General features: G+C 41.5%; 12 protein-coding genes. 5 read left to right on the forward strand and 7 right to left on the reverse strand.

Annotated features, from left to right (window positions below):
• Positions 1-17: 17 nt before the first annotated feature.
• The 3 genes from GW828_RS14690 to GW828_RS14700 form a co-directional block, all read right to left on the reverse strand.
• Positions 18-350, reverse strand: coding sequence for a hypothetical protein (locus GW828_RS14690; RefSeq protein WP_124017839.1), 333 nt, complete (start codon positions 348-350; stop codon positions 18-20).
• Between the two features lie 362 nt (positions 351-712).
• Positions 713-1,297 carry a peptidylprolyl isomerase gene (locus GW828_RS14695; protein WP_124017840.1) on the reverse strand — a complete coding sequence of 195 codons (585 nt, stop codon included), beginning with the start codon at positions 1,295-1,297 and terminating at the stop codon, positions 713-715.
• Positions 1,298-1,355: 58 nt separating this feature from the next.
• Positions 1,356-1,922, reverse strand: a complete 567-nt coding sequence (locus GW828_RS14700; protein ID WP_182754166.1) for a YajG family lipoprotein — start codon at positions 1,920-1,922, stop codon at positions 1,356-1,358.
• Between the two features lie 224 nt (positions 1,923-2,146).
• Here GW828_RS14700 and GW828_RS14705 point away from each other — a divergent pair, with 224 nt between their 5' ends.
• A complete protein-coding gene (locus tag GW828_RS14705) occupies positions 2,147-3,214 on the forward strand; it encodes a DUF2804 domain-containing protein (protein ID WP_273058450.1) in 1,068 nt (355 codons plus the stop codon).
• Positions 3,215-3,430: 216 nt separating this feature from the next.
• A complete protein-coding gene (locus tag GW828_RS14710) occupies positions 3,431-4,309 on the forward strand; it encodes a sterol desaturase family protein (protein ID WP_273058452.1) in 879 nt (292 codons plus the stop codon).
• Between the two features lie 28 nt (positions 4,310-4,337).
• Here the strand turns inward: GW828_RS14710 and GW828_RS14715 are convergent, their stop codons facing one another.
• Positions 4,338-5,126, reverse strand: a complete 789-nt coding sequence (locus GW828_RS14715; RefSeq protein ID WP_273058454.1) for a class I SAM-dependent methyltransferase — start codon at positions 5,124-5,126, stop codon at positions 4,338-4,340.
• Between the two features lie 56 nt (positions 5,127-5,182).
• The gene (locus GW828_RS14720) at positions 5,183-6,346 is read right to left on the reverse strand and encodes a methyltransferase (RefSeq protein ID WP_182698683.1); all 1,164 of its coding nucleotides are present in this window, start codon (positions 6,344-6,346) and stop codon (positions 5,183-5,185) included.
• Positions 6,347-6,679: 333 nt separating this feature from the next.
• Here GW828_RS14720 and GW828_RS14725 point away from each other — a divergent pair, with 333 nt between their 5' ends.
• A complete protein-coding gene (locus tag GW828_RS14725; RefSeq protein ID WP_182722466.1) occupies positions 6,680-7,090 on the forward strand; it encodes a hypothetical protein in 411 nt (136 codons plus the stop codon).
• 49 nt (positions 7,091-7,139) lie between these two features.
• On the opposite strand, the gene GW828_RS14730 is transcribed toward GW828_RS14725, so the two are convergent.
• On the reverse strand, positions 7,140-7,619 hold the full coding sequence (locus GW828_RS14730) for a type II secretion system protein (RefSeq protein ID WP_273058458.1): 480 nt from the start codon (positions 7,617-7,619) through the stop codon (positions 7,140-7,142).
• 381 nt (positions 7,620-8,000) lie between these two features.
• Here GW828_RS14730 and GW828_RS14735 point away from each other — a divergent pair, with 381 nt between their 5' ends.
• A complete protein-coding gene (locus GW828_RS14735) occupies positions 8,001-9,827 on the forward strand; it encodes an ABC transporter transmembrane domain-containing protein (protein ID WP_182698685.1) in 1,827 nt (608 codons plus the stop codon).
• A 147-nt stretch (positions 9,828-9,974) separates the two neighbouring features.
• Here the strand turns inward: GW828_RS14735 and GW828_RS14740 are convergent, their stop codons facing one another.
• On the reverse strand, positions 9,975-11,579 hold the full coding sequence (locus tag GW828_RS14740) for an AMP-binding protein (protein ID WP_182742558.1): 1,605 nt from the start codon (positions 11,577-11,579) through the stop codon (positions 9,975-9,977).
• Positions 11,580-12,055: 476 nt separating this feature from the next.
• On the opposite strand from GW828_RS14740, the gene GW828_RS14745 reads away from it, so the two are divergent.
• Positions 12,056-14,611, forward strand: a complete 2,556-nt coding sequence (locus GW828_RS14745) for a TonB-dependent receptor plug domain-containing protein (protein WP_182698698.1) — start codon at positions 12,056-12,058, stop codon at positions 14,609-14,611.
• Positions 14,612-14,693: the final 82 nt, after the last annotated feature.

Genomic DNA, 14,693 nt, shown 5'->3' on the forward strand with positions numbered 1-14,693 from the left:
TAATTCAGATAATTGACTTAAGGTCTGATACCTATACAGCTTTGTGGCACATTGCCACCAATATTGATGTAGTCGCAACAGTCATGTACTTGTTGGCGTAAATATTGATTGCCTTTAATGGCCCAACCAGACCAATGATCAAAACAATACAATAAGTGCCAAAACACTTTTTCTGTATCACTGGGTTGCTCAGTTAATTGCTTGGGATTGTTTGATATAAATTGCCACTCTTCTAATACATCCCACATGTACAGTTGTATTTCTTTGTAATCTAATTGATTGTCTAAAAAAGCTTTGCCGTAATAGGCAAGTTGTGGGGCTTTGGTTTCAATGAAATCATTAGCCGTCATAATATTTACGTCCTTGAATATTAGAAGTACGGTGCCAAGAGTTGCGCAGCTAATTGTCTGAAAGAGTAAACTAGATTATAGACGTTAATCTGGCGATTAACGTGATAAGCATTAAAAAAAGAGTCATATTTGTCATTCTATAGTGCTATTTCATTGATTTATAAGCTAGTAAAAATGTAGGGGGCTAGGTAGTCGGATGATTATGTTAAACATCCCTTGGTGTTGGTTAACGTCAATCATGCACTGGTATTTGTGCTGGTCCAGATATTTTTGAAACTAAGAATTTTTGAGACTAAGCATTAAGACAATATCGATGGTAATGCGCTTATTACCATCGATAGGTATAGATCAGTCGTGGGAAATTAGCGAGGCAGTAAAGTGGCTTTTTTTAGTATTACGGTTTTTACCGGAAAATCGGGCCAGTTTAGGGTGCTATTATGTTCAGTCGGCATCAATGAAATGGCTTCTAGCACATCCATCCCTTTCGTGACTTCACCAAAAACGGTGTAGCCCCAGCGGCGTTTAGACGGATCTAATTTCTTATTGTCACCCATGTTGAAGTAAAACTGTCGTGTGGCTGAATGGGGGTCATTATCTCGAGCCATGGCTATTGTGCCAAGAGCGTTCGATAAACCATTGCCCGACTCATTTACCACTGGCTTTAGCGAAGGACGTTCTTCTAATTTAGGAGTTAAGCCACCACCTTGAACCACAAATTCGGCGATTACCCGATGAAAAATTGTATTGTCGTATTCACCCTTAACCACATAAGTTAAAAAGTTATCGACCGTAAGTGGCGCACGGGTTCGATCTAACTCAACCACAATTTTCCCCATAGACGTGTCTAACTCTACTTGCGGATATAGGGTGTCTTTTTGAATATCGACTTCAGCATTGGCGCTTATGCTGGCCAATAACAATAAACAAGTGGCAAGCCATTTAAACATAATATGCAATCCTTTTATTGGCATCTTTCGTGACTCATCGCTGCTAAGCCGTGGTCAATTAACGTTGAATAAATTGGTGTAACTCTTCATCGTTAAGAATTTCAGTCGTGAGTTTATCCACTAGCTTGGTGATATCTAATTCAAGCGTGGCAAAATCAGGGCTCAATGGACCCTTTAAGTAGCCGTTAGCATTATATGTTTTAGTAAATTCTTGCTGTGAATTTTTAGCTAGTACATTAATCACTAAACGTGTTTTAGATTCAAAACTGAAGGTGGTATCAGTGACATCTGCTAATAAATAATTCAACTGAAATTGCACTGAATTTCGTGCGGCGGGGTCTATGACATAACCAGCTTTGATCATCCCATTACGAAATAATTTGTCCAGTTGTTGGCGGATAGGTTCACTGGCACTCACTAATCTCGGTGTTTTGCCTTTTTCGTTGAAACGTACCACAAAACTGGCTTCGCGGGTGTCTATGGTGTCAACCATTAGCGGATAATCAGCTTCAGTTTGTAACTTGACGGGCCCCAATGTGGGATTGAGACCAACATGAGTTGGCTCATAACTCGCACAAGCTGATAGCAATAATGTAGACAGTAAAATAGGGATCAATAACTTCATGAGGCAACAATAACAAGCAAAAGGTAGATAAATGATACCAGAATTTGTCTGGGTTTCCAGCATCGCTAAGGTTATGTTGTTATAAAGATAAATTCGGTAATGAACGCCTCGAGGTATATAGCTAAGTCAATAATCAATAACTTGTTTCAGAGGTTCAATTTAGATGCCGACAACAATCTTACGGGGTTGTTGACATTAATCACTGATCAATTCAGGTTAGTATTATGCAACTTAAGTTTGATAAACAACATTATGTAGGTAATGCAATGCAACATAAACAGCCACAATTGGCGCCAGATAAATTGATTAATGCCAATGGCCAGCCTGTATTTGGCATGTTTGATGGGCTTGTTGATTCACTCAACGTTGATCAGTTTGCTTACTCTACGGTAATGGACAAACCTGCATCAGCAGTGGCTAAGCATTTTGATTTTAAGCAGTTCCAATTTGTGAGTATTATCACCCCTCATTATATCATTGCACTTGCGATTGCGGATATTCGTTATGTTGCTAATGGCTTTTGTTACCTCTATGACATCAAAGCTAATAAGCTAACGCAAACACAATGGCTAACCCCATTAGGGCTTGGCTGTAAATTAAGTGACTCACCTAAGCATGGGCGCGCTGAGATTGGCCGGAAAAGCAAAGGAATTGTTATTAATATTGTCGACGGCCAATGGCATGTCGAGATTAATCTTGCAGACATACAAGCCAATCTGCGTATTCAGCCAGCACCATTAAGCTTACCCATCTGCTTGTGTACCCCAACGGGTTATAACGGTTGGACCTATACTCAAAAGCACAATGGCTTAGCCGTCACTGGACAATTAACCATTCATCATGAACCACAGCCTTTGCAATATGCATTGGCGGGTTATGACTTTTCAGCTGGATTTATGCGCCGCGAAACCAGTTGGCGTTGGGCTTCAATCAATGCTCAAACTAACGATGGTGTTATTGGGCTTAATTTGGCCGCCGGGGTTAACGAAACCGGTCAGACTGAAAATGTAATGTGGATTAATGGTCAACGTCATTTATTGGGTGGTGCACATTTTGATTTTAATCGTCACTCACAACAAGATGGATGGCATATCACGACTAATGATGGCAATGTCGACTTGCATTTTAGACCATTAAATCAGCGCAGCGAAAAGCTCAATTTAATTTGGTTAAAAAACAACTTTAGACAATACATTGGCTATTTTAGTGGCGTGATTTGCGATAACAATGGTAACCAATATAAGTTAACAAATCAGCTTGGCTTAACTGAAGACCATTTTGCCAAATGGTGATAAATACTAATGGTATCTACTAGGTGAGTGCTTTTTTAGCCTATGGCTTACGGATGACTAACAACTGGTTACTAACAAAGGATAACTAAAAAGCGCTTATTGGAAGCGGTTTACTAAAATGGCTTTGGCGCAACAAAGCGTTGATTAAGCATTAGGCGTAGCGAAGCGCTAGTACAAACCTTGTTAAAATAATAATAAATAGAAATGGATAACAATATGGACATGGATTTACTGATTGCTCACCCTGAGTGGTTATTATTGGTGTTAGCACCGATCTTTTTCGGCTGCATTTTATTGGAGTGGTGGTTTGGCGTTCGCGCCCAGCGATTACCGAGTAATGCTCAATATCGCCCTGCCGAAGTGCTGTGTAATTTTGTATTAGCTGGCATGCATCAAGTGGCGGATATCATTGCAGGCTTATTTATTGCGAAAATCTATTTACACTTTTTCGGCTGGCGTTTATTTGATATGGAAATGAGTTTATTCACTTTTGGTTTATTGCTCATAGCTCAAGACTTTTGTTATTACTGGTTTCATCGCGCTAGTCATCGTATTCGTTGGATGTGGGCGGCGCATGTGGTGCATCACAGTTCAGAGAACATGAATTTCAGCACAGCTTTTAGACAAAGCTTAATGTATCCATTGGCAGGAATGTGGCTGTTTTGGTTACCGCTGGTGGTAATTGGTTTTGATCCTAACTGGGTGGTATTTGCGGTGTTGCTCAATCTAGGGCTGCAGTTCTTTGTTCACACCCAAGCGATTAAGTCGTTAGGGCCATTGGAATTGATTTTTAATACACCGTCCCATCACCGAGTTCATCATGGGCGTAACCCACAATACATAGACAAAAATTATGCGGGGGTTCTGATTATATGGGACAAACTCTTTGGTACATTCGAGCCTGAAAATGAAACTGTGATTTACGGTATTACTAAACCGGTAAACAGCTTTAATCCGTTAGTGGTGACCTTTAGTGAATGGCGCGAGATGTGGGGTGATGTTACCCAAGCCCAATTATCTCTAAAACAACGTTGGCGGATATTGTTTGCACCGCCTGCAACACATCAACAGTCATCAACTAAAACGGATGCTTAAGCTTAGTTAAATAGGCTTTAGGCTCATTTTATCCCACTTTGCTAGCTTTAATAGAGTAGATAAGTGGGATGAGATGGCCTTGAAGCTTTAGCTGATATCCTTTGCCTGCCACAAACTCCAAACCCTCGACACAGTTATAAGGACTGTAAGGGTGCTCGTTAAACGCTTCGATGCTGAGGCCCGCCGCAATGAGTGCGCTAATCACTTCACTTATCGGATGTGGCCAAGTGACTACGGTTTCGATTTGGTCATTATGGTTTTCGGTGTAGGTGACTTCAGCTTCAATATCCGCTTGTAACTGCGCAAAATAGCCATAACCAGACAACACATCATTAAACGGGTGGAACTCAACTAAATGAAACTCACCGCCAGGACGTAATGCGCCCGCAATGGTTTGGGCCCAGCGAGTTAAATCGGGTAACCAAGCTAACACCCCATAAGAGCTGAATACGATGTCATATTGCTCGGTATTGTGGTCACCAAACTGATAGATGTCATTATTGATAAATGTTGCTGGTAAGTGTAATTGAGCGGCCAGCTTTTTGGCTGTCTTAATCGACTCGCTAGACAAGTCTACGCCAGTGACATTGGCGCCAAGTCTTGCCCACGATAAACTGTCTTGCCCAAAGTGACATTGTAGATGCAACAGACTTTTATTGTGTACATCGCCGACTTGTTCAAGTTCAATGGGGTTTAATGATGACTTGCCTAGGATAAATGCGTCTAAGGCGTAAAATGTTGAGTCAAGATGGATTTGAGTTCGCTGGTTCCATGCGTGTTTATTGATCGCTAAATAGTCTTTTGCTTGATTGTCCATTAAATAAACTCGTCCATTATGATTATTGTCAAATTTTTATATAGCGGCCAATCAACTTATTTTATCGCTTGTAAAATGACAAATTTACCATTGGATGCCACAGTCGTGCAGTTTTTAAAAATGCGCTTTATTTTAACGTGGTAGGCTAAATGTCGATTACCGACAATATGCAATAAACCGCCTTTCTTTAAGCGTTTATGTGCGTCGACAAACATTTGCCAAGCGATGTGGTCGGTAATAGCTTCCCCTTGATGAAACGGAGGGTTACATAGCACTAAGTCTGGTTCAACATCTGCGGGCAAGTTACTCAGGCAATCGTCCCAATGGAAAAAAGCTTGTGGCGTTTGTTCTGTTTGTGGTTCTTGGGACTGAGCGTCTAGGGCGTTAGCATGCCAATTATGTTTTGCCGAGGCGATAGCCATATCAGAATCATCGACAAAGTGGATCTGCGCATGTGGATAACATTGCTTTGCATGTAAGCCTAAAATACCGTTACCACAGCCTAAGTCTATGATGTGGTTGAATTCACCTTTGGGCATGTTATCGAGCATAATCCTTGCGCCAATATCGAGCTTATTGGCAGCAAATACATTGGCAAGATTGCTCATCGTCAGTTTCAGTTCATCGACGTTCCAACTCACCGCTTGCGCTAATGAGCGTGGTTTACCATCGCTAATACAGCTGATTACCCGTGTTTTTTTCCACGCTAAACTGGCTGATGCAGGACCTAGATTCTTTTCAATACTGGCGAGCAATGCGGGGTTGATTGACTTGGCTTTAGCACCGATCAATATTTGGGTTCCCGCTGGAAGCACAGTTGATAAACGCGCAAGTTGCTGGCCAAAGTAATGAAGATTCTTCGGTAATTTCATCAACACTAATTGAATATTGTCTGGCAGAGTATCGCGACTGTTAAACCATTGAATATTAGTCGGTGCCAGTTTGTTGCCTAATAAATTTTGCTGACATCCTAGCAAACTGGTTTTTGCGTCGGTTTCTATTAGTAGCTCACTGTTTGGAGCTTGTGCTGCTAATGCACATGTCAGCGCACCAAAATTATCATTAAGAATCGCGGTTGTGCTTGGGGTTATTTCTGCATCAATGAGGTATTTGATTAGGTATTCATCAGCCGCGTCCCATGCTTGTAAGTTGGATGCTTGTTGGCTTGGATAACGAAAAAGCTCAAGCTCTATACCTGAACAAGCAAATTGGGTTGTCATGACTGTGTTACCTAATAAAAAAGAATATCAATAAAATAGCCTAATATTATCTCAGATAACACCTAGTAGCGCGAGGCTTAGGCTTAAACAAGTTGATAAGAAAAATATGAGTTCAGTTTTACTATTTTATCCGTCAGCTATTTTCGCTAAGGCGATATTGATATTTAAATGCCAAGGGAGATTTTTTATAAAACAAGATGCTAAGAGTACCTCGCTAGGGCAATCAAGCATTATTGGGTAACAATGTTCATGTTATACCGATGATTGCTATTAATTGTACGGTTAAGTAACATCAATCTATTGATTTAAAATAATGGTTTTCAAGGGATAATGATGAAAGGTGCTGGTGGAACGTCTGGCGGAATAGGTCAGTTCTTTATTGGATTAGTGATGATGTGTGGTGGCTTTTATATGTTATTAAATGCCATTAAAGTGACCAGTTCATTTGGCTTTAGTAGCCATTTATATCAGCTGGGTGGTTTTGGGCTTACCAGTGGTATGGTGATGATCCCGTTTATGTTTGGCGTGGGCATTATGTTTTATAATGGCAGAAACATACTTGGCTGGTTACTGACATTTGGCTCATTAGTGGCATTAATTTTTGGCGTAATAAGCTCGATTAATTTTCGATTCTCTTACATGAGTGCATTTGATTTAATTGTTATTTTGGTACTTAGTGTGGGTGGTTTAGGCTTATTTTTACGCTCTTTGAAAACGATTGAAAAACGCTACCCTGAGTCTTAATCATGTTTGTGGATTGCAATAAATGCGTGTGTTAAATGATATTTGACGATTAACAGCCGCTAGTTTGAACATTTATAATGGGACGAACACCGGTTGAAGTAGCCTGACGGTAACGTAAATAACATGCTGCGGTGCCAGCATCTTCAACAATAACACCATGCCAATATATCCAGGCTCCAGCAAATACGCTGGGGCGTTTGTTCCAATCACCTTGTGGTGGGTTTATTAATAGATCAATCCCCTCAGCACTTCCATCTGGGTAACCATACGCCAGCTTAATATCAACACCATCAACATTAAGTGTCGTTGACGCAAGTCTTTCTACGCCGGCAATAGCGGCTTTGGAATAGGTTAAGGTCGCCGCTGACTGCATTGCTGTTTCCATGCCATCCATAGTCGACACGATTGCATCAGTACGTAAATCAATAAATTTACTTGTAGCCACAACAGCTAATATGGCCAAAATTATGATCACGACAACCAATTCTATTAATGTAAAACCGCTTGACGCGCTTAAGCTATTCTTCATTATATTTTTCCTCATATTATTGTTAGTCAAAAGCAGGGCGGGGAGCTTGCAATAACAATATTGGCGCAGTATCTGGCAATATTTTATATGCATAAGGCTTTTAATACTGCAGCAAGAAGCCACAAACGCAGCCCAAGTGGGCGGCTACACGGCTTGCATTTTCATCAAATTAGTTTGTTTTAGGGTAATGGCTTATGTCGTATCCCTAAATAAACCATTAAGTTGTTCGTGCCGAACGAATGTTAACTAACAAATTTCAACCAACAAGGTTCAGTACCCGCTTAGCATTATTTTTGCTGAACATTAATCAGGTGTTTTGGGTGCTTGTAGTTAAAGCATCTACAATGTTTTGTTGGTACTATCAGAATATCTTAGTTATTTATGCTGGTTAATACTGTGACGAATTCAACGACTACTGCAACCGCGGCTATTTCTCCTACTAAATCTTCTCCACCGCATCCTGTTCTGCCTTGGATTTTACAGTTTCTATCGCCTTATCGTTTGAAGGTAGTGGCAGCAATAATCTTTTTGTTTATTGGATCGCTAGCATGGCTGTCGCTTGGGCAAGGTGTGCGACTGATGGTGGATGAGGGCTTTGTTGCCGATAACGCAGGGCGTCTAAATGAGATTATGTTGTTTATTATTGCGATAACAGCGGTCAGCGGCACAGCGGTTTTTTGCCGATTCTATCTTATGACATGGCTCGGCGAGCGGGTTAGTGCTGATATTCGATTACAGGTTTACAGTCATTTAATCGCGTTATCGCCAGCTTTTTTTGCCACCCAGCGAACTGGTGAGGTGATCTCACGATTTACCGCAGACAGTACTTTATTACAAAGCGTTGTTGGGTCGAGTTTATCAATGGCATTACGTTCAAGTGTCACTGTGATTGGCGGCATTGTTATGATGGCGTTTACCAGTGTTAAATTGACTGCATTAGTCTTATTAGCGGTTCCCTTGGTACTAGGTCCTGTGAGCTTTTTTGGACGAAAAGTAAGGGCTTTGTCGCGTAAAAGCCAAGATAGAGTAGGCGATCTAGGTGCTTATATCGATGAAACGTTACATGAGATTCATACCGTTCAAGCGTATACCCATGAAGCTAAAGACCGTCAACTTTTTTCCGACCGTGTTGAGGCGGTAATGGATGTGGCGAAAGGCCGTATCAAGTATCGTGCACTACTTATATCAACCGTGATGTTCTTAAGTATTGCCGCCATTGCCTTTGTGACTTGGATTGGCGCCAAAGACGTTATGTCTGGCAGCATCACTGGCGGGGAGTTGTCTGCGTTTATGTTTTACGCTGTGATGGTCGCAGGTGCTGTAGCGACTATTAGCGAAGTCTTCAGTGAAATTCAGCGGGCTTCTGGGGCGGCTGAACGGTTAGTGGAATTAGTTAACACCCCAATAGACATACCTCAGCAAGCTGTACCAGCGCAATTGGTGCTGCCTGTTAATGGTTTGCTCAGTTTTGATAATGTGAGCTTTGCTTATCCATCGGATCATGGGCAAGACGTGATCCGCCAGCTGTCGTTGACGATTGCTCCTGGTGAGCGGGTGGCATTAGTGGGTCCAAGTGGTGCAGGGAAAAGTACCTTATTCGAATTGATGATGCGCTTTTATCAGCCCAAACAAGGGCGAATTTTATTAGATGGTATTGATATTTCGACGCTATCATTGGCTGATTTACGCCAACAATATGCACTGGTACCGCAAGAGTCGGTGATTTTTGCTATGAACGTACTCGATAACGTGCGATATGGTCGTTTAGATGCCAGTGATGAAGAAGTTAAGCAGGCTTGTATTGCGGCTAAAGCCGACGAGTTTATTAGCGAGTTTACCCAAGGCTATGCAACTTATTTAGGTGAACGTGGCGTGCGCTTATCTGGTGGTCAAAAGCAGCGGATAGCGATTGCTAGAGCGATTTTAGCCGATAGGCCATTACTGTTACTTGATGAGGCCACTAGTGCGTTAGATGCTGTGAGCGAGATAAAAGTTAAGCAGGCGCTTGATTCTCTAATGGCTCAACGTACCACAGTGATTATTGCCCATCGTTTAGCGACAGTGATTAATGCCGATCGGATTTTTGTCATCGATAAGGGGCAATTAGTTGCCAGCGGAACCCATAGCGAATTGATGACCAGTAACGAATTATATCGTGAGTTTGCTAGCTTACAGTTATTAATGGATAACGATGAGCCCGCAATTTAATCAGCTCAGAATTGATTGGCTAATTCAGTATGTTAATCGTTCATCAATAAACTATATGCCTTAGCATCTTGTTTATTGATGAACGGGACGCGGTATTATCGACAAGCATTCACCTTAGGGAGAATGTTCCAAACCATCGATTGCTAATCAAGCTGACTTGCGTAATTCACGACGTAAAACTTTACCTACTGTGCTTTTTGGCAGTTGTTCGGTAAATTCAATAATACGTGGGACTTTATAAGCCGTGAGTTGGCTTCGACAATAATCATTAATTGTCTGTTTTACTGCCTCAATATCCGTTGGCGGCTGTTTTAATACAATCACTGCTTTTACCGCTTCGCCAGAACGTTCATCTTCCACCCCGACGACCGCACACTCTAGCACTAGCTCATGGCTTGCAAGTACGTCTTCAACTTCATTAGGATAGACGTTAAAGCCCGAGACAATAATCATGTCTTTTTTACGATCAACAATGGTGTGATAACCATCAACACTGGCAATACCAATATCGCCGGTTTTGAAAAAGCCGTCTTTAGTCATGACGTTAGCCGTTTCTTCGGCTTTATGCCAATACCCTTGCATCACCTGAGGTCCGCGAACAGCAAGTTCTCCAGCTTGACCGATAGCCACTTCATTGTCATCCATATCAAGCACTCGCACTTCAGTGCCCAAAACGGGTTTGCCAATAGTGCCAAGACGCTGATGACCAGGTGCATTAAGGCTGACGACAGGTGATGTTTCAGACAAACCATAGCCTTCTGAAATCATACAACCAGTGGTTTGTTGCCACAAATTAGCCGCGGCGCTGGTTAAGGCGGTACCACCTGAAATGGTTATTTTCATTCTACTGAAATCTAAGGCTTTAAATTCGGGTTGATGACATAAACCGACAAATAATGTGTTTAAGCCTGCAAACCCAGTAAAGGGATAAGCTTTCATAGTATTGATCAACCCTGCAATGTCGCGAGGATTAGGGATTAATACTGAGCAACCACCTGATTCAAAATACAGGACTAAATTAACCATAAAAGCATAGATATGATAAATCGGTAATGGCGCGACAAATACATCATGCCCTTCGTTCATGGTGCTGGCAATTCGCGATTTCACTTGGCCTGAGTTGGCTAAAAGGTTGCCATGATTGAGCATAGCACCTTTGGACAAACCGGTTGTGCCACCAGTGTATTGCAGCGCAATTAAGTCATCATGGTTGGGCTTTATTGGGTTATATGGATGTTTGGCACCTTCAGCAAGCACGGCCATAAATTCTACTTTACTAAATGGTGTTTCTGGCTGGCCTTGTGGCTGAATAAGGTCCATTGCATGCGTTGAAATAACTAACTCGATAGCGGTGTTATCGATAACCTTAGTTAATGTTGGTAATAGATCAGATAATACAATTAATGCTTTAGCCCCTGAGTCATTAAATTGATGAATTAGTTCACGTTCTGTGTACATAGGATTTGTATTCACGAGCACCATCCCCGCGCGAATAACCCCATAAGCCGCAATGACAAACTGAGTAATATTAGGCAGTTGGATTGCGACTCTGTCACCCGCTTGCAATGAGGTGCAATGCTGTAAGTAGCTGGCAAAAGATCGTGAATCACGTTCTATTTCACTAAAGGTGGTGCTTTTACCAAGACAAGCATACGCAGTATTGCCAGCGAACTTTTCACACGCTGTTTCGATTAAATCAACAATGGATGAGTATTGATCTAGGTCGAGTGTTGAATCAGCATCATAAGGCATGCTATCTCCTTTTATGTTTGAGTTATTATTATAGAAATCAAACGTCCGTTTAGATTATGTTGACTAACCTACACGGGTCAATATCAATTGGCAAAGCCTCACTGATATTGATTTGAAATTAGCTTGTTCATTTCGGTTAATCCTCTAAAAACTTCTAGGATAAAAATGCAGCTTAAAGTGTAAAATTATAATTACACTTAAGGTTTGTTGTTATTATGCTTAAAATATTTACTTATTGAAAATAATTCGTTTTGTGATGTATGTCACTAAAAATCAAAAGCTTAGATCATTATTGTGTTGATCAATCTTTAGCAAGTGCTTATTTATCCCAAAAAGTGTTAGCAATTGTAATTCAATTGTTATAGAAATGTAGTCGGGATAGGGATTGTTTCGATAGTGTGACGTGTTTTTTAGCAATTTTTGTAAAAGACATAGTCGACAAACAACAATAATAAGCAGTTGAGAACATAATAATGATGATGCAATCAAAAAAATCTAAATTTGGTATTAGCTCTTTAAGCTTAGCCATTTCATTTGCACTTGCCGGAACGGTAATTAGCTCTCAAGCTTTTGCTGAAGATGAAGAAGCTGTAAACAAAGAAAATGTTGAAAAAATCGCAGTAGTTGGTTCACGTGCTGCACCGCGTTCAATTGGTGATTCACCGGTTCCAATTGACATCATCAGCAGTGATGATTTAAAGAAAAATGGTTCAACTGACATGATCGACATGTTAGTGACATCTGTGCCTTCTTTTAACTCTCGTGCGCAACCTATTAGTGACGCAGCAACGCTAGTTCGTCCGGTTAACTTACGTGGTTTACCGTCTGACAGTACGCTTATTTTGGTTAACGGCAAACGCCGTCACCGTGCGTCAGTTATTGCTTTCCAAGGTGGTGGCATTAACGATGGTGCTCAAGGTCCAGATATTTCAGTTATTCCAGGTGTAGCATTAAAGCAAGTTGAAGTATTACGCGATGGTGCTGCAGCTCAGTATGGTTCTGATGCGATTGCGGGCGTTATGAACTTTGTATTAAAAGACGCCTCTGAAGGTGGCTCTATCACCGTCAGTCAAGGTGAATACTACGAAGGTGACGGCGCAGCAACTACTATTGATGGTAACATCGGTTTACCGTTAACTGATGATGGCTTTGTTAACATCAGTGCGCAATATAAAACCGCTGATGCGACTAGTCGCAGTGTACAGCGTCCAGATGCCGCTGCGATTGCCGCCGCTGGCAACACTTCAATTCAAGACCCTGCACAAACATGGGGTAATCCAGAGATTAATGATGACTATACTGTTTTCATAAACTCAGGTTTTGATATTAATGATGACACTCATTTGTATGCTTTTGGTAACGTATCTTCACGTGAAGCAACAGGTGGTTTCTACTATCGTAACCCACATAACCGCGGTAACGTGTATTCCAACGATGGTGGTGAAACATTACTCGTAGGTGCTGTTAATGGCGATCAATCAACTTGTGCGGTTGTGCCAGCTAATGTTCCTAACGTGCTTGATACCCCTGAGTATCAAGCTATGGTCGCCGATCCAAATTGTTTTGCGATGAACCAAATTCGCCCAGGTGGGTATACGCCACAATTTACCGGTAAAATTGAAGACATGTCTTTCTTTGCCGGTGTTAAAGGCGAGTTAGGTGAATGGATGTACGATGCCAGTGCAGGTACAGGTAGTAACAAAGCCAGCTTTGGTTTAAAAAACTCTCTTAACCCATCGTTGGGCTTAGATACGCCAACAGACTTTGACACCGGCTCTTACGAGCAAGTTGAAACAACGGTAAACCTTGATTTCTCGCGTTTTGTGACTTTAGGTGGCATTGAAGACATTAGTTTTGCTGCGGGTGCTGAATGGCGTAAAGAGTCATTTGAAATTGGTCAAGGTGATGAAGCCTCTTGGATTGCTGGCCCTTACGCAGACCAAGGTTTCAACATCGGCTCACATGGATTTAAAGGTTTTGGTCCAGAATCAGCTGGTAAAAACGACCGTAGCAACATTGGTATTTATACTGACGTTGAAGCGTATTTAACCGAAGACTTCTTACTAGGTGTCGCACTTCGTTACGAAGATTTCTCTACTTTTGGTGACACATTAAACTACAAGTTAACCGCGCAGTATGTTGCAACGGATGAATTATCGTTCCGTGCTTCACACAGCACCGGTTTCCGTGCACCTACAGTCGGTCAAGAAAACGTAGTTAATACGCAAACATCGATTGTTAATGGTGATTTGATTCAGACCTTTATTGCGCCACCAACAAATCCATTAGCGGCTTTCTATGGCGGTGAAGTGCTTAAGCCTGAAGAGTCTGTTAGCTATGCAGCTGGTTTGGTGTATCAATATGAAAACTTGTTCTTAACAGTTGATTACTACAACATTGAAGTCACCGGTCGTATTGCTCAGTCAAGCCAAATTTCGGTTAAAGCAAGTGATTATGATGCATTAAGAGCTGCTGGTGTTGAATTTCCTGAACTGATTTCAGCGGTAACCTTCTATACCAATGACTTTGATACCACCACTCAAGGTGTTGATATTGTCGGTTCGTATACTACTGAAATGCTTTCTGGCGATGCCAAGTTTAGCTTAGCCTATGGTTGGACTGATACTAGTGTTGATAAGTATGATCCAGAAACAACTGATGCAGGTAAAGTTCGTCGTTTAGAAGATGGTATTCCAGCACATCGTGCCACTCTAACGTGGGGCCAAAGCTGGGATGATTTAAGCATGTCTGTGCGTGCTAACTATTTTGGTGAATATTACGCAACACATGCTGATGATACTTCTGATTGGGGTTCTGAGGTTGCTGATGCTGCAGTGACTATCGATCTTGAAGTGAGTTATGCGGTACTTGATAACTTAACGGTATCTGTAGGTGCTAATAACATCTTCGATCAAGAAGCGCAGAAGTTAAAAGATGGCACATTAGGTGAGTTAGGTGGAGTGTACTACGAAAGTGGTCCATTCGATTACAACGGTGGCTTCTATTACGGCCGTGTTAACTATCGCTTCTAATATAAGTTAACTGCCATTGTTGTTAATGGCACAATAACGAAAAAGACTGCTTCGGCAGTCTTTTTTATTTCAAGTATCACAA

Origin of the sequence: Shewanella vesiculosa (assembly GCF_009994065.1) — a bacterium.
Taxonomy (GTDB): Bacteria; Pseudomonadota; Gammaproteobacteria; order Enterobacterales; family Shewanellaceae; genus Shewanella; species Shewanella vesiculosa.